Source organism: Streptomyces sp. NPDC107575, assembly GCF_055657265.1.
The window spans coordinates 92,654-111,831 of the sequence record NZ_JBVKBG010000005.1 but is presented as its reverse complement, the minus strand read 5'-3'; the positions used below and the strand labels follow the sequence as shown (position 1 = coordinate 111,831).

Here is a 19,178-nt window from a genome sequence, read left to right as displayed (position 1 = left end):
GGTGGAGCGGCGGTGTGAGGGCGCCTGCTCCCGGGCTCAGCTCTTGGGCATCAGCACGCTGTCGATGATGTAGACGGTGGCGTTGGCGGTCCTGACGTTGCCGCAGACCACGTTCGCCGAGCCGTTGACCTTGTAGGACTCCCCGGAGCCCGCGGTGGTCAGCTTCGACTTCTCCAGCGTCTCGAACGAGCCCTTCTCCAGGTCCTTCGGCGTGAGCTTCTTGCCGACCACGTGGTAGGTAAGGATCTGGGTGAGCTGCGCCTTGTCGTTGAGGACCTTGTCCAGGTCCGCCTTCGGGATCTTGGCGAAGGCGTCGTTGGTGGGCGCGAAGACGGTCACGTTCTCGGCGTTGTTGAGGGTGTCGACCAGTCCTGCCTTCTTCACCGCGGTCACCAGGGTGGACAGGTCCGGGTTGTTCGAGGCGGCGGTGGCGACCGGGTCCTTCGCCATGCCGTCGAAGGACCCCGCACCGTCCTTGGGCACCGACGAACAGCCGGGGCCGAACGGCTTGCTCATGGTCGAGGTGTCGTCCGAGGGGCTGGTCCTGTCGGTCCCCTTGGACGCTGAAGAGGAGGTGCTGTCGGAGCCGCTGTCCTTGGAACCGCTGTCGGAGCAGGCGGTCAGAGCCAGCGGCAGCATGGCTGCGGCAGCAGCGACGGCGACGGCGGCACGACGGGTTCGAGTGCGCATGGCAATCCCTCACGATCGGATCAGTGGGAGCCTCTTCGCTCCCGACACACGTAATCCGGTGTGGACGGGAATGCGGATTGGTCGATTCCCCGAACGGGTGAAGACCGGCGGTCCAGGGTGACACCGACCAATCCGAGCCCCGCGCGAGAACGTATTCCGGGGCATGGACGGCAACGTGACACACCACCGGCCGCGCGTCACAAAGCGCCTGGCTCTCGGAGCGCTGAGCGGGCTGCTCGCCGGATACACGGCCATCGCAGTCGCGGAACTGGTCTCCGCGGCCGTGCGGTCCGAGTCGGGACCGGTCGTCGCGGTCGGCGGGGCGGCCATCGACCGCACCCCGCCCGCCGTGAAGGACTGGGCGATTCGGCAGTTCGGCACGAACGACAAGCTGGTGCTGCAACTCGGCATCCTCGCCGTGCTCGCGGCCCTGGCCCTGACCCTGGGCATGGTGGCCACCCGATGGCGACTCGTCGGCTCGCTCGGCGTGCTGGTCTTCGGTGGCATCGGCGCGCTGGCCGCGATCAGCAGGCCCGACTCGACGAGCGTGACCGACGCCCTGCCGTCCCTGGCGGGCGCGGCCGTCGGCGCCGCCCTGCTGTACTGGCTGACCGGACGCCTCGCCCCTCCCGCCCGGGACGCGGCGACGGGCGACCCCGGTGAACCAGGGTGGGGCCGGCGCGGATTCATCATCGCCGCTACCGCCGCGGCGGCCGCCTCGACCGGCGCCGGCGTGCTCGGCCGTGCACTGAACGGCTCCCAGGGGCAGAACGCCGTCGCCTCACGCAAGGACGTGGTGCTGCCCGCGCCCTCGTCGCAGGCCGCCCCCACACCACGCGGCGCCGCCCTGCGCATCAACGGCATCAGCCCGTACGTGACACCCAACACGGACTTCTACCGCGTCGACACCGCCCTGGTCGTCCCCAAGGTCGACGCCACCACCTGGAAGCTGCGCATCCACGGCAAGGGCGTCGCCCGCGAACTCACCCTCTCCTTCGCCGACCTGCTGAAGCTGCCGCTCATCGAACGCACCATCACCCTGACCTGCGTGTCCAACGAGGTCGGCGGCCCCTACGCCGGCAACGCCCGCTGGATCGGGGTCCGTCTGGCCGACCTCCTGAAGCGGTGCGGGGTCGAACCTCCGTCGAACGGCGGTCCCGCGGACCAGTTGGTGGCACGTTCCGTGGACGGCATGACCATCGGCAGCCCGGTCGAGGACGTGATGGACGGACGGGACGCGATGCTCGCCGTCGGCATGAACGGCCGGCCGCTGCCCTTCGAGCACGGCTTCCCCGTCCGCATGCTCGTCCCCGGCCTGTACGGCTATGTGTCCGCCTGCAAATGGATCCGGGACATCGAGCTGACGACGTTCGACGCCTACGACCCGTACTGGGTCAAGCGGAAGTGGGCCCGGCGCGCCCCCATCAAGACCCAGTCCCGCATCGACACACCCAAACCCTTCGCCCGCCCCAAGGCGGGCACCGTCATGGTCGCCGGCGTCGCCTGGGCGCAGCACCGCGGCATCGACAAGGTCGAGGTCCGCGTCGACGACGGCCCGTGGCAGGAGGCCCGCCTCGCCGCCGAGGACACCCGCGACACCTGGCGGCAGTGGTCCCACGAATGGAAGGCCACCAAGGGCAGCCACACCCTCACCGTCCGGGCCACCGACCGCACCGGCGCCACCCAGACCGCGAAGCGCACACCGACCATCCCCGACGGGGCGTCAGGGTGGCACTCGGTGGTGGTCACCGTCGGCTGAGCGACAGGCTCGGCGGCCGGTGATGGGCGTCCCGGTACTCCCGTGGCCGGATCCGGCGGGACTCCAGGAAGCGGCGGTTGAAGTTGGAGAGGTTCTGGTAGCCGCTGCGGGTGGCGATCTCGGTGATCGGGAGGTCGGTGTCGGTGAGGAGGTGGCAGGCCGTCTCGATGCGGAGCTGGTTGACGTAGTCGGTGAAGGTGCGGCCCATCGTGCGGTGGAAGAAGCGGCTGAACGAGGTCGGCGCCATGTGGACGAGCGCCGCCACTTCGGGGAGCGCGACCGGGCCGGTGTGGGCGTGCTCCAGGTGGCGGCAGACCTTGTCGATGCGGCGGCTGATGTCCCCGGCGGGAGCGGCAGTGTAGCCGGGGCCCGTGAGGGAGCGGGGCTCCTCCTCCGTCAACTCGTCGAGGATGGAGAGGAGTTGGATCGTCGCGGGAGCGGGGGCCTCGGCGGGGAGCGCCGTCAGGTTGCGCTGCACGGTCGCGGGCGCAGGGGTGAACAGGAGGCCGCTCCCGGCCCGGGCCAGCAGGGCCGCGACGGCGCGGAACTGGGGCAGCGCCAGGAAGTCCCGGCCCAGGAAGTCGCCCCGGAACTGCGCCACCGCCGCCTCGGCCATGCCGCCCTCGTACGGCGCCGCGCTGAAGGCGTGCGGCAGGTCGGGGCCGATCAGCACCAGGTCGCCCGGGCGGTAGGGCTCGACGGTGGTACCGATGTAGCGCGTTCCCGTGCCCTCGGTGATCAAGGTCAGTTCGTACTCGGTGTGGTGGTGCCAGGTGAACCCGAACGACTCCTCCCGGCGGATGAAGCACTTCCAGGTGGTGTCGGCGGGGGTGCCGGGGGATTCGAAGCGGGGTTTCACGCACGACAGCGTACGGCGGGGGCGGCCGCCAAGCGGTCTCGGAGGAGGGGCAACTGAGTATCGGAAATGGGCACATGAGGCGTGGAGGCGGACGCGCGCGCCTGCCACCGTGGATCCATGACACACACCGCGCTCACCACCGCCCCCGCCGCCGAGCTGGACCGCCCCTACGAGGGCCTCCCGCCCACCGCCACCGCCGACTTCAACCGCGACGGGTTCGTGCACCTGTCGGGCGTGCTCTCCCCGGAGACCATCGCGGCGTACGAGCCGACCGTCACCTCCGAGGTGATCCGGCTCAACACCCAGGACACGCCCCTCGCCGAGCGTGACACCTACGGCAAGGCGTTCCTTCAGGTGTGCAATCTGTGGCAGCAGAACGAGAAGGTGAGAGAGCTGGTGTTCTCGCGGCGTCTCGCGAGGATCGCCGCCGAACTGCTCGGGGTGCACGCCGTTCGCCTCTACCACGACCAGGCGCTGTACAAGGAGCCGTTGGGCGGCATCACACCGTGGCACGCCGATCAGTACTACTGGCCACTGTCCTCGGACCGCTGCGTCACGGTTTGGATTCCCTTGCAGGAGACGCCGCTCGACATGGGGCCTCTCGCCTTCGCCCGCGGCAGCCACCAGTTCTCGTACGGACGCGATCTGCCGATCTCCGACGAGTCCGAGGCCCGCCTCAAGGAGACCGTCGCCGCACAGCACTTCGAGGATGTCGTCGAACCCTTCGCGCTCGGCGACGCCAGCTTCCACCGCGGCTGGACCTTCCACCACGCGGGTCCCAACCGGGGCACCGAGCCGCGCCGTGTGATGACCGTGATCTACATGGACGCCGACATCCGCGTCGCCGAGCCCACCAACGACAACCAGGTCGCCGACCGCGGCTGGCTGCCCGGGACCGACATCGGCCAGGTCCCGGACACCCCGTTCAACCCGGTGCTCTACGACAGCGGGTGGACCGCGTAGTCAGCCACCGCCGGTCACCCGGAAGCCGCCCACCACGCCGCCGTGTTCGGCGGGAGGAGACCCTCGGGGCACGGTCCGCTCGACAGGAGCGGGGTGCCGGGGGCAGGCGCGGGGGCCGGTGTGTCGCCGAAGTTCACGGCACACACCAGGCCGTCGCCGCGCGCGAAGGCGAGCACCTGCGGGCCCGAGGGCAGCCAGCGCAACGGGCCCTCGCCCAGCTGCGGCAGCGTACGGCGCAGGTGCAGGGCGTCCCGGTACAGGTGCCAGAAGGAGTCCGTGTCCCGCTGGGCGCGCTCGGCGGTGTGGGCGGCGAACCACTCCGGCTGCGGCAGCCAGGTGTCGGCCGGCTCCCCACTGAAGCCGAAGGGTGCCGTCTCGCCGGCCCACGGCAGCGGGATGCGGCAACCGTCCCGGATGCGGTAGCGGCTGCCCGTGCGGTGGAACACCGGATCCGTGATCAAGTCGTCGGGCAGGTCCGTGACCTCGGGCAGGCCCAGCTCCTCGCCCTGGTAGAGGTACGAGGCCCCGGGCAGGGCCAGCATCAGCAGCGCGCCCGCGCGGGCCCGGTCGGCGCCCAGGCGGCGCAGTTCCGGTGTGAGGTGCGGGGCCGGTTCTTCGGGGGTGGCCGGCGCCGCGTAGCGCGTCACCGTTCGCACGATGTCGTGGTTGTTGAGGACCCAGGTCACCGTGGAGCCGGAGACCGCGATGTCGTCGAGCGCGCCCGTGATGACCTCGCGGAAGGTGCCGGCGTCCCACGGAGCGTTCAACAGGTGGAAGAAGAACGCCTGGTGGAACTCGTCCGGCCCTACGTAGGCCGCCTGCTCTGCGGGGGTCGGCACGGAGACCTCGCCGACCAGCAGGCGCTCGCGGCCGTCGCGGGCCGTGTACTGCTCGCCGATCTCCCGCCAGCGGCGCCAGACATCGTGCACCTCGGGCTGGTTCCAGGCGAGCGGATTGCGCGCGTCGTGCGTGCGCTCGTCGACCGCCGGGTCCTCCGCGTCGGGCAGGTCGGGGTGCTTGAACAGGCCGACCGCGACATCGACGCGGAAGCCGTCGACGCCCCGGTCGAGCCAGAAGCGCAGCACGTCCTCGAAGTGCTCGGCGACGTCCGGGTGGCGCCAGTTGAGGTCGGGCTGGTCGGGCGTGAACAGGTGGAGGTACCACTGGCCCGGTGTGCCGTCGGGTTCGGTGACACGGGTCCAGGCCGGGCCGCCGAACATGGCGTGCCAGTTGTTGGGCGGCAGCTCGCCGCGCTCGCCACGACCCTCGGCGAAGTGGAACAGCTTCCGGGCACCACCCCCGGGGCCCTCGCGCAGCGCCCGCTGGAACCACGGATGGTCACTGGAGCAGTGGTTCGGCACGACGTCGACGAGGCAGCGCAGGCCGAGCCGGTGCGCGTCGGCGATCAGCCGGTCGAAGGCGGCGAGATCGCCGTAGGCCGGATCGACGTCACGGTGGTCGGCGACGTCATAGCCGTGGTCGCGCTGCGGCGACGGGTAGAACGGCGTGAGCCACAGACCGTCCACGCCGAGGCGCTTGAGGTAGGGGAGTCCGGCGCGGACCCCTTCGAGGTCGCCGACGCCGTCGCCCGTGCTGTCACGGAAGCTGCGCACGTACACCTGGTAGATGACGGCGTCGCGCCACCAGGGCGGGCGGGGTGCGGTCTCGGTCGGAAGGGTCGTCGCCGGTACGGGCGCGGACGGGTGTGCGGGGGCGGTGGTCATCCGGGTGGGCTCTCCGGTGCTTGCTGGTGAAGGTGGTGCCGGGACAAGGGGGCGCGGGCCGACACCCCTGGTGGGTGCCGGCCCGGCGGTGTGACGGGTGGCGTCAGGCCGTGCGGACCGTGATCCCGGAGGGCGCCGTGACCGTCGGTGTGCCGTCCGCGGCCACCTCGATCTCCATCGGGGCGCCGACGACCCGCAGGCCGGACAGGCGCAACGGCCGGAAGTCCGGGTGCACTTCGGCGGCGACGGTGACGGTGCCGTCGGGCACGTTCGCGGTCAGGCCGAGCAGCGCGCCCGTGACGTGGATGGCCGAGGCGGCGGCCCAGGCCTGCGGGCGGCAGGACGCCGGGTACGGCACCGGGTGGCGGCTCTCGTCCGCGCCGTATCCGGCGAACAGCTCCGGCAGGCGGGAGTCGAAGCCGTCCGCCGCGCGGATGAGACCGGTGGCGAGCTGACCCGCGGCCTCGCCGAGGCCCGCGCGGGCCAGGCCCTGCACGGCGATGGCCGTGTCGTGCGGCCACACCGAACCCAGGTGGTAGCCCGTGGGGTTGTAGCGCGGGAAGTCGGACGTGATGGTGCGCAGGCCGAATCCGGAGTCGAAGTCCGACCCCGTGAGGCGCTTCGCGACCAGCTCGCTCTCCGCGCGGTCGAGCAGGCCGGTGCCGAGCAGATGGCCGATGTTGGAGGTCGCCGAGTCGACGGGGCGCTTCGTCCCGTCCAGGGCGATCGCCGGATACGCGCCGTGGGCGTCCTCGACCCAAAAGGCGCTGCGGAAGCGGTTCTTGAGGCGCTCGGCCCACTCCTCCCACTCGTCGGCCCCGCCCCGGCCGAACGCCCGCAGGAGCGCGGCGCCGCCGCGAGCGGCCTCGTACGCGTACGCCTGCACCTCGCACAGCGCCACCGGTGCCTCGGCGAAGCCGCCGTCGCGGAAGCGCACGGAGTCGCCGGAGTCCTTCCAGCCCTGGTTGGCGAGGCCCTTGCCGGTGGTGTCGACGTACTCCAGGAAACCGTCGCCGTCCGCGTCGCCGAAGTCACGCATCCAGGCGAGCGCGGCCTCGGCGTGCGGCAGCAGCGCCTCGACGTCCTCGGCGGGCAGACCCCAGCGCCAGGCGTCGTGCAGCAGGGTGAGCCACAGCGGGGTGGCGTCGATCGTGCCGTAGTAGACCGGCGGCAGGTCGATGTCCCCGCCGTCCAGGCGCAGGCCGCCGCGCCGCACCTCGTGCAGGATCTTGCCGGGCTGCTCCTGGGTGCGCGGGTCGTCGATCCGACCCTGGCGGCGCGCCAGCACCCGCAGCGTCGAGGCGGCGAGGTCGGTGCCGAGGGGCAGCAGCATGCGGGCCGCCCACAGCGAGTCGCGGCCGAAGAGCGTGGCGAACCACGGGGCGCCCGCCGCGAGGAAGAGGTCGGCCGGGTGCTCCGGATCGGCGAGCAGCAGACCGTCGAGGTCCGCGTCGGCCTGGGTGATCCAGCGGTCCAACGAGCGGTCGGCGCTGCGCAGTTCGGGCCTGGCCCAGGCGGCGGGCGCGGCGGCCTCCGGGGCGGGGAAGGGGACACCCTGGGCGTCCTTCGCGGTACAGACGAGTTCGGTCTCCCACCGCTCGCCGGGCGCGAGGACGAGGTCGTAGTGCAGCGTCCCCGGCGTCGTACCGGGGACGGCGGGGCGGGTGCTCGCGAGGCACACCGTGTACGTGTCGTCGGACCAGGCCAGGGCGCCGGACGCACCCGTGGTGACCTCGGCGTCGGCCACGTGTGTCCCCGACTTGACCTGTTCCGTGGTGGCCAGATCGGTGCCGGCGGTCACCGTGAGCCGGAACTCGACGGGTATCCGGCCGGAGTTGACCACCTCGACGCGGTCGGTGAAGCAGCCCGCCTCGGTGTGCCGGTGGCGGGTGAGGACCACGGCCGGGTCGGGCGTGGTCTCGGCGGCGCCCCGCAGGATCGTGCGGAAGGTGGCACGGTCCGCGCCCTCGAGGCCGCCGACCACCCAGGCAAGGGGAATGCCCTCCGCGGCGATGTCGAGACGGGACAGGGCTCGACGCTCCCCGTGGAAGAAGCCGTCCGCGCCGCCGGCGAAGCGGCCGTCGGGGCGGGAGACGACGAAGCTCGGTGCGCGCATCGTGACGATCGCGTCGTGCAGGAAGGGCTGCAGGCCGGCCTCGGCGGCCGTGTTCATGTCCTCGGTCGCCTCAGGGGTCTTGACAGTCATGGAGCGCAGGTACCAATCTCTCAGCCATTGGAGCGTTCCAAAGAACGTAGTCACAGTCCACTGCTGCTCACAAGGTTTTGGAGCGTTCCAATTTTTCAGTGATCGGTGCTGTGGAACAGCGTTGAGGGAATCGGGTGGAGAGACATGGTGTCGACCGGACGTGTCACGCTGACGATGGTGGCGAAGCGGGCCGGAGTCTCACCCCAGACCGTCTCCAACGCGCTGAACTCCCCGGACCTGCTGCGCCCCGACACCCTTGAGCGCGTGCAGCAGGCCATCGAGGCCACGGGCTACCGCCCGCACCGCGCCGCCCAGACGCTGCGCACCCGCTCCAGCAAACTGATCGGCTACGGCTTCGAACCCGTCCCGGCCGGCGGCACCGCCCCCGTGATGGACCGCTTCCTGCACGCCCTCGCCGAGAGTGCCGACGCGGCGGGCCACCGCGTTCTCCTGTTCGCGGCCCCCGCCGCCAGTTCGGCCCTGGAGGCGTACCAGGAACTCGTCGACGACTACAGCGTGGACGGCTTCGTGCTCACCGGAACCGGACGGGGCGACCAGCGGCAGGCGTGGCTCGAACGGCACGACATCCCGTTCGTCGCCTTCGGCCGCAAATGGTCGGGACGGCAGATCGGGGACTGGGTCGACGTCGACGGCGGCGCGGGCACCGACGCCGCCGTCGAGCACCTCGTCGAACTCGGTCACCGGCGCATCGCGTTCCTCGGCTGGCCGCGCGGCTCCGGCGTCGGCGACGACCGCGCCGCGGGCTGGCGCGAGGCCATGCGCCGGCACGGACTGTCCTCGCGCGGCCTGCGGGCGGAATCCGCCGACGATGCGGCGGCCGCACGCGTCGCGGCCGCCGCACTGCTCGACACCGGAGCCACCGCCGTCGTCGCCGCGAGCGACACCCTCGCCATCGGCGCCTACCGGGCCCTCGCGGAACGGGACCTGACGCCGGGCCGTGATGTGGCCGTGGTCGGCTTCGACGACTCGCCCGCCGCCGAACTGCTCACGCCGAGCCTGACCAGCGTGGCCCAGCCACTGGAGGACGTCGGCCGCGAGTGCGTACGCCTGCTGCTCGGCCGCCTCGCCGAACCGCAGCGCGCACCCGAACACGTCCTGCTCGCCCCGCAGTTGAAGCAGCGCGCCAGCACCGTCACCCGCTGACACCTCACGCCCCCGCACCCGCACGACGCTTCGCACCGAGCCGCAGCGCCGCACCCACCCGTGAAGGAAACCGCATGGCACCCCCGCGACCGCACACGCATGCCCGCGCCCGCACCCGTACGACCGCCCGTACGACGACAGCCGTGCTGAGCGGCCTCGCGGTCCTCGCCACCGCGGGGTGCGGCTCGGGCTTCGGCAGCTCCGGCGGGCAGCAGCAGACCCGGGCGGGCAAGCAGCACCTGACCGTGCTCATCGCCCCCTCCAGCACCGCGGAGACCACCGCCGTCAGGCAGGCCGTGGCGGGCTACGAGAAGACGTCCGGCAACCAGGTCACGGTGCAGACCGCCGCGGACATCAACCAGCAGCTCGGCCAGGCGTTCTCGGGCGGCAACCCGCCGGACGTCTTCTACGTCAACTCCGACCAGTTCGCCAACTACGCCCAGGGCGGGTCCCTCTACCCGTACGGCGACAAGATCTGGAACCTCGACGCGTACCCCAAGTCGCTCCTCGCGTCGTTCTCGAACGACGGCAAGCAGACCTGTGTCCCCAAGGACGGCAGCTCGCTGGCGCTCGCGGTCAATCCGAAGCTGTGGAAGGCCGCGGGCCTGACCGACAAGGACCGCCCCAGGACCTGGGACGACCTGGAACGCGTCGCGAAGAAGCTCACCAAGGGGAAGGTCACCGGGCTCGTCACCTCCGAGGAGTACCAGCGCCTCGGCGCCTTCATGAAGCAGGCCGGGGGCTGGGTCACCAACGCGTCGCAGACGCGGATGACGGCCGACTCGAAGGCGAACGAGAAGGGCCTCGACTTCGTCAAGAAGGGCCTGAACGCCGGCTGGTGGAAGTTTTCCAAGCAGGTCGACGCCCTCAACGCCGGTGAGGCCTTCGGGCAGGGCAAGGCCGCCATGACCATCGAGGGCAGCTGGCTCGACGGACAGCTCGCCCACGACTACCCGGACACCGACTACCGGCTGTTCGACCTGCCCGAGGGCCCTGGCGGCAAGGGCAATCTCGCGTTCACCACCTGCTGGGGCGTCGCCCAGAAGTCCCGGCACCGGGACGCCGCCGTCGACCTCGTCCAGTACCTGTCGACGTCCGAGCAGCAGCAGGCTATGGCCGAGAAGTTCGGCGCGATCCCGGTCCGCGAGTCCTCCGCCGAGGCCTACTTCGCGCGCCACCCCGACTTCGAGCCGTGGTCGCCGATGGCCGAGGGCGTTCAGGGCCCGACCACCGTCAAGGGCATGGACAAGCCGCTCGCCCAGTTCAACAGCGAACTCCTGAACCTCAGGTCGGCGTCGCCGAAGTCCGTCCTCGGGAACTGCAGCGCAACGGCGAACCGGTCATGAAGGAGGCCCAGCGGTGACACGCCCCACCTCCCTGGCCCGCCGCCGCGAGGGCGCCTGGGGGTGGCTGTTCGTCAGCCCCATGGTCCTCGTGCTCGGCCTGTTCCTCGCCCTGCCGATCCTCATGGCGCTGTGGGTGTCACTGCTGCACTGGGACGGCCAGTCGAACCCGTTCACCGGCGGCAAGGCCACCTTCGTCGGCCTCGACAACTACCGGGACCTCCTCACACGGGACGGCCTGGACCGCACCCTGCTCGCGACCTCGCTGCGCAACAACGCGTACTACGTGCTGCTCGCCGTGCCCCTGTCCACCGGGCTCGCGCTCGCCCTCGCCCTCGTCGTCAACCAGCGGATGCTGAAGGGGCGCGGCATGCTGCGCACCGCCTTCTACTTCCCCTCGGTGACCTCCACCATCGCCGTCTCCACGGTCTTCCTGTTCCTCTTCCAGGGCAGCGGAGCCATCAACAACCTGCTGTCCTGGGTGGGCATCAAGGGCCCGAACTGGCTCACCGATTCGCGCGGTCTGGTGTGGACGGCGCTCGGCGGCCTCGGCCTCGTCGACCCGGCCCACCCACCCGGCGCGAGCCACGTTCTCATGGGCCTGCCGCTCAGCGAATGGCTCGCGGGCCCGTCCATCGCCATGTGCACCATGATCCTCATGGCGACCTGGACCTCGTCCGGCACCTTCATGCTGATCTTCCTGGCGGCGCTCCAGAACGTGCCGCGCGAGCTGGAGGAGGCCGCGGCGCTCGACGGCGTCACCCGGCGCCGCATGCTCTGGCACGTCACGCTCCCCGCGATCCGCCCGGTGCTCTTCCTCGTCCTGACCCTCGCTCTGATCGGCAGCTGGCAGGTCTTCGACATGGTGTACGTGATGGGCCAGGGCGCCCCCGCGAACACCACGCTCACCCCCGCCTACCTCTCCTACCAGGCCGCCTTCGACAACGCCGACTACGGCCAGGGCGCGGCCATCGCCTTCATCCTGTTCGCGCTGATCCTGGTGCTCGTCGGCGCGCAGCGGTGGCTGCTGCGCGAGCGGCAGGGCAAGGAAGGACGCCCGGCATGACGCTCACCGAGAACGCCGCCGCCACCGACGACACCGCCCGGATGCCCCGCCCCGCCCCGGATCCGGCGAAGGCTCCCCGTCCGAAGCAGGTCCCCGAACGCCCGGTCCTGGGGCGCTTCCCCCGGTCCTTCCGCATCCTCGGCTACGCCTTCGCCCTGGCCGTCGGCCTGCTCTACGTACTGCCCTTCGCGCTCCAGATAGCCAACAGCCTCAAAACCGACGCGGACGCCTCCGCCAACCCGCTCGCGCTGTGGCCGACGACCCCGTCCACGGCCGCGTACCAGCGGCTCTTCGGCATCGCCGACGCGGGCGAGAGCGTGCCGTTCCTGCGCTGGCTGACCAACTCCTTCGTGGTCACCACGCTGGTCACGGCGGGCCGCGTCCTGTTCGACTCGATGGCCGGGTACGCCCTCGCGAGGCTCCGCTTCCGCGGCCGCGCGGTGCTGAACGTCTTCGTCCTCGCGGTGATGGCGGTCCCCGGAATCGTGCTCCTGATCCCCAAGTTCCTGGTCCTGAACACCTTCTACATGTTCGACAGCTACTCGGGCATGGTCGTCCCGCTGCTCGTGGACGCGGCCGGGATCTTCATCATGAAGCAGTTCTTCGAGCAACTGCCGCGCGAGGTGGAGGAGGCGGCCCGGATCGACGGGGCCGGCACCTTCCGCACATTCTGGTCGGTGGTCCTGCCCATGGCCCGCCCCGCCCTGATCACGCTCACGATCCTCTCCTTCCAGGGCTCGTGGAACGAGTTCACCCACTTCCTGGTCGCCACGCAGTCCGAGCAGTACGAGACCCTGACCACCGGCCTCGCCCGCTTCGTGGCCGGCGGCCTCGGAGGCGGCAACCAGTACCCGCTGAAGCTGGCCGCGGCGGCCCTGGCGACGATCCCCGTGGCGATCCTGTTCTTCGCGTTCCAGCGGCACTTCGTGCGCGGGGCGAACGCGGGGTCCGTCAAGGAGTGAGCCGGGCGGGGCGGCGCCGGGTCACCCCACCAGGTCCCCGATCGTGCGCGCCACTTCGACCGCCCGCGGATCCGCGCCGCCCGGCCACGGCCCCCGCGCCACCGTGTAGGCGAAGGCCACGCCCGTGTCCGGGTCGACGCAGCCCAGTGCGCCGCACGCGCCGTCGTGGCCGAAGCTGCGCGGGCCGCCCCACGCCAGTTGTTTGCTCGGCTTCTGGAAGACGATGGCGTGGGCGCGGTCCTGCTGGTCGAGCACCTCGTCGTAGCCGCGCACCTGTTGCTGGCCGACCGTGGCGACGGTGTCGGGGCTCAGCAGCGGCGCGGTGCCTTCGACACCCGTCACCGCGGCCGCCAGCAGCGTGGCGATGCCGAGGGCGTCGGCCGTCGCCGAGCCCGCCGGGTGTCCGAAGCGCCAGGACCGCTCGTCGTTGGCGAGGTGGATGGGTGGCCCTGGCCGGGGCCCGAAGGTCAGCCGCTGCATCGCGTGCGGCGGGCCGTCCGGCTTCGGGGGCTCGCCGAGCGGCGGGATCATCGGGAGGACGTCCACGCGCCGCTCCTCCAGGCCCTGCCCCTCGGGCAGGCCGAGGTAGAACTCGGCGCCGAGAGGCCGGCGGATCTCCTCCTCGTAGAAGTCGTGGAGCGTGCGGCCGGTGATCCGGAAGATCAGCTCGGCGGCGAGGTTCCCGATCGTCAGGCCGTGGTAGCCGAAGGCCGACCCGGGATGCCAGAGCGGCCGTGTCGCGGCGAGACGTTCGGCGCCCTTGTGGTGGTCCAGCAACTCGTCCCAGGCCAGGCGTGGTTGCGCCTCCGGAAGTCCCGCCTGGTGCGACAGCAGCTGCCGTACGGTGACCCGCTCCTTTCCTGCCTGCCCGAACTCGGGCCAGTACGAGGCCACCGTCGCGTCGAGGTCCAGGAGTCCGCGCTCGACGAGGAGGCCGACCGAGACACCGATGATGTTCTTCGACGTCGAGAACGGCACGATCAGCGAGTCACGCCCCAGGTGCGGCCCGCCGTGGGCGTCGAGGGCGATGCGCCCGTCGACGTACGCGGCGACCTGGAACGACAGGTCGGGATCGGCCGACAGAAGACGGTCGAGCCGGTCGACGACCCCCTCGAGACGGGCGTCGGCACGCCCCGACAGCGGACCGTGCAACTCCGAAAGACCCGATGCCCTCATCGCTCTCCCTCGATCGATCGACGCGTGCGCCCAACCGATCACCGGCACTTGCACGTGTCAAGAGGGTGTGCGGCGCCCCGGCCGAGCCCGGCATGAGGCCCATGGACCCGCCTGTGATCCCATGTCGGGGCCGAGTCGGCGGAGCGAGGGCGGGTGGCGGGGTGGCAGGCACGAGTGGCAGAGGCTCACGGATCCTCATGTGGGTGCTGGGCGGGGTGGTGATGCTCGCCGTGGGGGCGGTGATGGTCCCCGAGTTCCGGGCGGCGCAGGAACGGGAGCGGGACTTCCGGGCGGCACCGGTGTGTGCCGCTGTCCCGGTGCGGGCGTCGGACTGCCGGTGGCAGCAGAAGTTCACCGTGCGCGGCGTGGACCTGCACCGTTCGTCGAGGTCCGAGTCGCCGGAGGCAGAGCTGCTGCTGCCGTCGGGCAAGCCGTGGCACGTGACGTTCCGGGACGCCAACCCCGTGGCCTCGGGGCTCGAACCGAAGGACAAGGTCGTCGGGCTGATCTGGCGCGGCGACGTCGTCGAACTGCGCGACGCGGACGGGGAGCATCAGGAGACCACCGACGGCGCCCTCGACTGGCCGACGGACCGCCTCGCGGGGGCGCTCGCAGGCCTGTCCTTCGGAACGGCCGCGCTGGTCGGCGGGGTGTGGTCGGCGTTCGCGCGCGGGAACCGGCGGCACGACGCGGCAGGCAGGATGGTGTGCCTGCACGGCATCCCGCTCGGCGCCACCGCCATCCTGACGCTCTGGCTCCAGACGACCAACGACTGGCCGGCCCGGTCGCTCCCCATCATCTGGGGAATCGTCGCGGCGCTCACCCTGGCCAACATGGTGGGCTTCGTCGTGGCGGCGCTGCGCGGGTCCGTGAAGTAGCCGACGCCACCTGAACGCGGGACGAGCCGCCGCGTACCCCTGCCCGTGAGAGGAGTGCGCGACGGCCCTCGCCGTGCCCCGGCGGTGTCCCGCGCGGGGCCGTGGATCAGGTCAGGTGGACGCTGCAGTCGGTGGTGTTGCGGATCCACTTGTGGGAGCTGATCGAGTTGTTGGCCGACTTCCCGTTGCTGAACTTGTTGTCCGACAGGTCAGCGGCGTAGTACTCGCCCTGCTTGAGGCAGGCGGAGCCACCCTTGTAGTCGGGGAGGCGGTAGAACCTCACCTTGCTGACCGGGCCGACGCCCTTGTTCAGCACGGAGGTGGCCTTGTTGTCGGACCTCTTCGACCAGTTGCGGTCGTTGTCCTTGTCCTTGCCGAGGTAGCCGTAGCAGTTCTTCTTGTTGTACGAGTACACGTAACCGGCCTTCGCCGCGTTGTACCGCTTGTCGCAGTTGTGGGACCCCGCCCGCGAGCCGGAGTCGGCGCCGGCGGTCTGGGCCACGGCCGCAGGGGCGAAGATCCCCAGTCCCAGGACGCCCACGGTGGCGATGGTCGTGATGGTGGTGCGCATGTGCGTGTTCCCCTCGTTGAGGTGGTCCGTTCGATGTCTGGTGGATGTCTGATCGGTGTCTGACGGTGGTGCCGTACGGGCTCAGTCGTGATCGCGGACGATCGAGCGGGCCCGGTCGAGCGCCTCGTCACTCAGGCGCAGATAGGTGTCGACCTCCTCTCGGTACGCCGTGCCGATGACCTCGTCGCGGTAGGAGCGCTCCAACGACCGGACACGGTCGGCGAGTTCGGTGGAGCGGGCGCACCTGGCCTCGGCGACGGCGAGCCGCACCTGGGTGCGGTGTGCGCGGTCCGGACTCGATGACGCGTCCAGGCCGGGCAGTTGGTCGCGGATCTGTTGCGGAGTGCGGTACGAGAACCCCTTCTCGCGCATGCACCGCGACCACCAGCCGACCGCGGTGGTGTACCGCGGGTCACGGGTGACCTTGTCGGCGTACAGCGGGGTCAGCCCCTGTGCGGTCCTGCTCGCGCGGAACCACTCGCCGAGATCCCCGTACAGCTCCTCGCGGGCCGACGCGAGGCAGCCCTCGAGGCCGGTGCCGGTCCGGCCGCCCGTGGGCAGCCGGACACTGGTCGTCGGGCCGTCCTCCGGACCGAAGAGCGTGCGCTCCCAGCGGGCCCGTTCGGCGGCCGAAAGACCCTTCAAATAAGCGGTGTTGCGGTCCGCCCGGCGCTGCTGCTCCGCCATCCGGTCGAGCCGGTCGCCGTAGCCGTTCCTGCGCGCCCAGCCGACGTCGTCGAGGACGAGCCCGACCGACTTCATCTCGTCGAGGCGCGGCGCCCGGCCCGGCCAATAGGGCTGCTCGTGCCGGGCCATGCAGCGCTCGGTGAGCAGCTGCTCGGCCCGGTCCAAGGTGCCGCGCTCGACATCCGTGGGCCACGCGGCCCGCCGGGCGTCACCCGTGGTGCCGGCCTGCGCGCCCCCGCAGCCGGTGACGGCGGCGAGCACGAGGGCCGCCGCCCCCAGTACCGCGTATGTGCGACTCATGATGCCTCCGTACGAGTCCCCCGTGGAGCCCTGCCTTCCGCGAACGTCGCGGTGATCTGAAGGTAGGAGGCGGGCCGGAGGCGCTCCCAGGTCTTTCGGGCGAGCCCGAAAGAGCTGAGGAGGGCGGGGTGTACGGGCGCGGAATCAGCCGGCCGTGGCTCCGCTCAGCAGGTGGCTGCCGAGCTGGGTGAGGCTGTGATGCATCCGGTGGCGTTCCCGAGTGCTCGCGACGAGTCCCGCACGCCGCAGCACCGCCGCGTGCTCGCTCGCCGAGGACAGCGAAACACCCGCGAGCCGCGCCAACTCCGTCGTCGTACACGGCTCTTGGAGTGCTTGCAGCACCGCCGCACGCGTGTGCCCGAGCAGTGGGGCGAGCCTCGGGCCTGGGCCGTCCTCCACCTCAGGGCACAGTGGCAGCGCCGGATACACCAGGACCGGCCACAGCGCCTCGTCGAGGAGCGCGACCGGTGTGCGCCGGCAGAAGTACGAGGGCACGAGGAGCAGCCCGCGCCCCTGGAGGTGGATGTCCCGCTCCACGGGGTAGTCCGCGACCAGGACGGGAGCCTCCCAGCGCAGTACGGGCGCGAAGGTGCGCAGCATTCCCTCCGTGCCGAGCCTGCCCTGCGCACCGGTCCGATGCCGCCGGTCGCCCTCGACGCGCGCCGCGATCCGCGGCCAGGCCGGAGCGAGCACGGAGGCGTGATAGATGCGCAGCGCCCGCCCCAGCCGGTGCACCACGTCGAGGTCCCCGGCGGCCAGCGGCCGGGCCCACGCGGGCAAGGTGGCGTTCTGCGCCGCCAGCAGCGTCATCTCCGCGCGCAGCTGACGCCGGGGAGTGGTCAGGACGGCGTCGATTCCGCACTCGAGCCCGGCGAGGCCCGCGGCGGGCGTCAGGAAGTCCGGGAAGTAGCCGCGCGGCGGCATCAGCGGCGACAGCATCCGCAACGCGCTGATGTCGCGCGGACACTGCCGCCTCCGCCACGCGTTGAGCACCGGCTCGCGCCGCATCTCCCGGAGCTGATGCAGGCTCAGCACGATCTCCCAGAGCGGATCAGGTTCCTCGGCGATCCTGGTGCGGGCCAGATCCCCGGCACTGAAGTGAATACGCAGCACGGCTTCCCCCGAATCCGCCACGGCGTTGGGTGGTCCGGACACACGCTCCGGGGTGGTCAGGTGAACCGGAACGTGCGCCGTCCTGAAGTGTCCTATGCTGGGACCATAGTGGCGAGAACGGCGGTTCTCAAGGCGGCGCGCGAGGCGCGCCGGGCGCTCAAGGGGCGTGCGGGAGCAGTGAGTTGATGGCTGGTCGGCGGCGAGTCGTTTGGAGGGGGCGTCCCGTTGATGGCGGACGACCTGCGGGTTCACGTGGTCGAGGTGGCGGACGAGCTGTTCTACACCCATGGTGTGCACACGGTGACGATGCACCGGATCCGCGACGAGGCGGGCGTACCGCTGAAGCGGCTCTACCAGATGTTCCCCTCCAAGGATCTGCTCCTCGCGGCCTGTCTCGACCGGCGTGACCAGATCGCACGCTCGGCGATCGGGCAGCGCGTCGGCTCGATCGAGGATCCCGTCGCGAAGATCCTCGGCCCCTTCGACTTCCTGAACGACTGGTTCCGTCAACCGGGCTTCCACGGCTGCGTGTTCGCGGGGGCCTTCGGCGAGGTCGGTGCCGCCGCTCCGATCGTCGTGAAGGCCGTCCAGACCCACAAGCTGGCCCTGCGCACGCTCCTCACCGAGCTGGCCGAGGGCGCCGGCGTCCGCAACTCGGCTGCGGTGGGCGCCCAGTTGGCCGTGCTGTTCGACGGGGCGATGGCCCTCGCGACGTTCTCCGGCGACGCGGACGCCGCGCTGCACGCGCGCAAGGCGGCGGAGGCGGTGCTGGCCGCGGCACTGTGACGGCTGATGACGACCTTCTCGTCATCAGCCGTCACAGTCCCGCGGCCGCGCGCGTGCTCAGTGGGCGCTACTCCGGTTCCAGGACGAAGGTGTACTCGGCCTGGAGGTACGGCTCCGTGAGCTTGCTGCCGTCCGGCGGCGGGGCGGAGGCCGGGTCGCGTTCCGTGAAGGGGACGATCAGCGGGCCCTTCGTGCCGAACACCACGTCGCTGTCCAGGTACTCGCCGCCCGCGCGGAACAGGTGGGTGATCAGCCTGCGGTGCCCGGGGTGGTCGATCAGGAAGTGCACGTGCGCCGGGCGGAAGTGGCTGATCCGGGTTTTGTGGATGAGCTCGCCCACCGGGCCGTCCATCGGGATGGCGTAGCCGCGGGGCGCGACGGTGCGGATGCAGTACGTGCCGTCCTCACGGGTGGTGTACTTCGCGCGCAGCCGGGCCTCGTCGATCCCGGGGACCTGGGACTCGTACGCGCCGTCGGTGTCGGCCTGCCATACGTCGAGGACGACGTGGGGGAGCGGTGTGCCGGTGGTGTCGGTGACCGTGCCGGTGAGGAAGAGCGGGGTGCCGGGGAGGCCGTCCGACATGTCGTGGGCGTAGGGCACCTCGGGGGAGCCGTCGATGTGGAACGGGCCGAGGACGGTGGCGGGCGTGGCACGCTCGGAGAAGCGGTGGCCGAGTTCCACGGTGAGCATGCTCAGGCCCAGGACGTCGGAGGCGAGGACGAGTTCCTGGCGTTTGTCGTCGCTCAGTTGGCCTGCCGCTGTGAGCCAGGTGATCGCGGCCGCCCATTCGTCCTCCGTCAGATTGACCTCGCGGGCGTACGCGTGGAGGTGGCGGACGAGGGAGGTCATCAGCTCGGCGAGGCGCGGGGATTCGGCGGTGGACCAGCGCTCGGCGGCCAGTGCGGTGAGGTCGTGCTCGTCGGTGGACAC

General features: G+C 71.3%; 17 protein-coding genes. 8 read left to right on the top strand and 9 right to left on the bottom strand.

What is annotated here, in order from left to right; translation table 11 throughout:
- Positions 1–36 precede the first annotated feature (36 nt).
- The gene (locus ACZ7L4_RS25310; RefSeq protein WP_472105877.1) at positions 37–690 is read right to left on the bottom strand and encodes a fasciclin domain-containing protein; all 654 of its coding nucleotides are present in this window, start codon (positions 688–690) and stop codon (positions 37–39) included.
- Positions 691–853: 163 nt separating this feature from the next.
- Between ACZ7L4_RS25310 and ACZ7L4_RS25305 the strand changes: the two genes are divergently transcribed.
- Positions 854–2,449 carry a molybdopterin-dependent oxidoreductase gene (locus ACZ7L4_RS25305; RefSeq protein WP_472105875.1) on the top strand — a complete coding sequence of 532 codons (1,596 nt, stop codon included), beginning with the start codon at positions 854–856 and terminating at the stop codon, positions 2,447–2,449.
- On the opposite strand, the gene ACZ7L4_RS25300 is transcribed toward ACZ7L4_RS25305, so the two are convergent.
- Positions 2,436–3,308 carry a cupin domain-containing protein gene (locus tag ACZ7L4_RS25300; protein ID WP_472105873.1) on the bottom strand — a complete coding sequence of 291 codons (873 nt, stop codon included), beginning with the start codon at positions 3,306–3,308 and terminating at the stop codon, positions 2,436–2,438. The two genes, ACZ7L4_RS25305 and ACZ7L4_RS25300, sit on opposite strands and share 14 nt — an antisense overlap.
- A 117-nt stretch (positions 3,309–3,425) precedes the next feature.
- Here ACZ7L4_RS25300 and ACZ7L4_RS25295 point away from each other — a divergent pair, with 117 nt between their 5' ends.
- Complete coding sequence (locus tag ACZ7L4_RS25295; protein ID WP_472105871.1) at positions 3,426–4,271, top strand: phytanoyl-CoA dioxygenase family protein; 846 nt, start codon at positions 3,426–3,428, stop codon at positions 4,269–4,271.
- Between the two features lie 14 nt (positions 4,272–4,285).
- Here ACZ7L4_RS25295 and ACZ7L4_RS25290 read toward each other — a convergent pair whose 3' ends face one another.
- Both ACZ7L4_RS25290 and ACZ7L4_RS25285 read right to left on the bottom strand, forming a co-directional pair.
- The gene (locus ACZ7L4_RS25290; protein WP_472105869.1) at positions 4,286–5,995 is read right to left on the bottom strand and encodes a glycoside hydrolase family 13 protein; all 1,710 of its coding nucleotides are present in this window, start codon (positions 5,993–5,995) and stop codon (positions 4,286–4,288) included.
- Positions 5,996–6,098: 103 nt separating this feature from the next.
- Complete coding sequence (locus ACZ7L4_RS25285) at positions 6,099–8,201, bottom strand: glycogen debranching N-terminal domain-containing protein (RefSeq protein WP_472105867.1); 2,103 nt, start codon at positions 8,199–8,201, stop codon at positions 6,099–6,101.
- 147 nt (positions 8,202–8,348) lie between these two features.
- Here ACZ7L4_RS25285 and ACZ7L4_RS25280 point away from each other — a divergent pair, with 147 nt between their 5' ends.
- The 4 genes from ACZ7L4_RS25280 (at position 8,349) to ACZ7L4_RS25265 (ending at position 12,736) form a co-directional block, all read left to right on the top strand.
- The gene (locus ACZ7L4_RS25280; protein WP_472105865.1) at positions 8,349–9,365 is read left to right on the top strand and encodes a LacI family DNA-binding transcriptional regulator; all 1,017 of its coding nucleotides are present in this window, start codon (positions 8,349–8,351) and stop codon (positions 9,363–9,365) included.
- A gap of 74 nt (positions 9,366–9,439) precedes the next feature.
- Positions 9,440–10,711 (top strand): sugar ABC transporter substrate-binding protein, encoded by a 1,272-nt coding sequence (locus ACZ7L4_RS25275; RefSeq protein ID WP_472105863.1) that lies wholly within the window; start codon positions 9,440–9,442, stop codon positions 10,709–10,711.
- Positions 10,712–10,724: 13 nt separating this feature from the next.
- Positions 10,725–11,774: a carbohydrate ABC transporter permease gene (locus tag ACZ7L4_RS25270; protein WP_472105862.1), complete on the top strand. Its 1,050-nt coding sequence runs from the start codon at positions 10,725–10,727 to the stop codon at positions 11,772–11,774.
- Complete coding sequence (locus tag ACZ7L4_RS25265) at positions 11,771–12,736, top strand: carbohydrate ABC transporter permease (RefSeq protein ID WP_472105860.1); 966 nt, start codon at positions 11,771–11,773, stop codon at positions 12,734–12,736. Before ACZ7L4_RS25270 ends, ACZ7L4_RS25265 begins: the two co-directional genes overlap by 4 nt.
- Before the next feature lie 21 nt (positions 12,737–12,757).
- Here the strand turns inward: ACZ7L4_RS25265 and ACZ7L4_RS25260 are convergent, their stop codons facing one another.
- Positions 12,758–13,912, bottom strand: coding sequence for a serine hydrolase domain-containing protein (locus tag ACZ7L4_RS25260; RefSeq protein WP_472105858.1), 1,155 nt, complete (start codon positions 13,910–13,912; stop codon positions 12,758–12,760).
- A 161-nt stretch (positions 13,913–14,073) separates the two neighbouring features.
- Between ACZ7L4_RS25260 and ACZ7L4_RS25255 the strand changes: the two genes are divergently transcribed.
- Complete coding sequence (locus ACZ7L4_RS25255) at positions 14,074–14,790, top strand: hypothetical protein (RefSeq protein ID WP_472105856.1); 717 nt, start codon at positions 14,074–14,076, stop codon at positions 14,788–14,790.
- A 106-nt stretch (positions 14,791–14,896) separates the two neighbouring features.
- Here ACZ7L4_RS25255 and ACZ7L4_RS25250 read toward each other — a convergent pair whose 3' ends face one another.
- From ACZ7L4_RS25250 to ACZ7L4_RS25240, 3 genes are all read right to left on the bottom strand, one after another.
- A complete protein-coding gene (locus ACZ7L4_RS25250; RefSeq protein ID WP_472105854.1) occupies positions 14,897–15,361 on the bottom strand; it encodes a hypothetical protein in 465 nt (154 codons plus the stop codon).
- An 81-nt stretch (positions 15,362–15,442) separates the two neighbouring features.
- Complete coding sequence (locus tag ACZ7L4_RS25245; RefSeq protein WP_472105852.1) at positions 15,443–16,348, bottom strand: hypothetical protein; 906 nt, start codon at positions 16,346–16,348, stop codon at positions 15,443–15,445.
- 144 nt (positions 16,349–16,492) lie between these two features.
- Positions 16,493–17,461 (bottom strand): ArsR/SmtB family transcription factor, encoded by a 969-nt coding sequence (locus ACZ7L4_RS25240; RefSeq protein WP_472105850.1) that lies wholly within the window; start codon positions 17,459–17,461, stop codon positions 16,493–16,495.
- Between the two features lie 228 nt (positions 17,462–17,689).
- Between ACZ7L4_RS25240 and ACZ7L4_RS25235 the strand changes: the two genes are divergently transcribed.
- Positions 17,690–18,247 (top strand): TetR/AcrR family transcriptional regulator, encoded by a 558-nt coding sequence (locus ACZ7L4_RS25235; protein WP_472105848.1) that lies wholly within the window; start codon positions 17,690–17,692, stop codon positions 18,245–18,247.
- 67 nt (positions 18,248–18,314) lie between these two features.
- On the opposite strand, the gene ACZ7L4_RS25230 is transcribed toward ACZ7L4_RS25235, so the two are convergent.
- On the bottom strand, positions 18,315–19,178 hold the full coding sequence (locus ACZ7L4_RS25230) for a dioxygenase family protein (protein WP_472105846.1): 864 nt from the start codon (positions 19,176–19,178) through the stop codon (positions 18,315–18,317).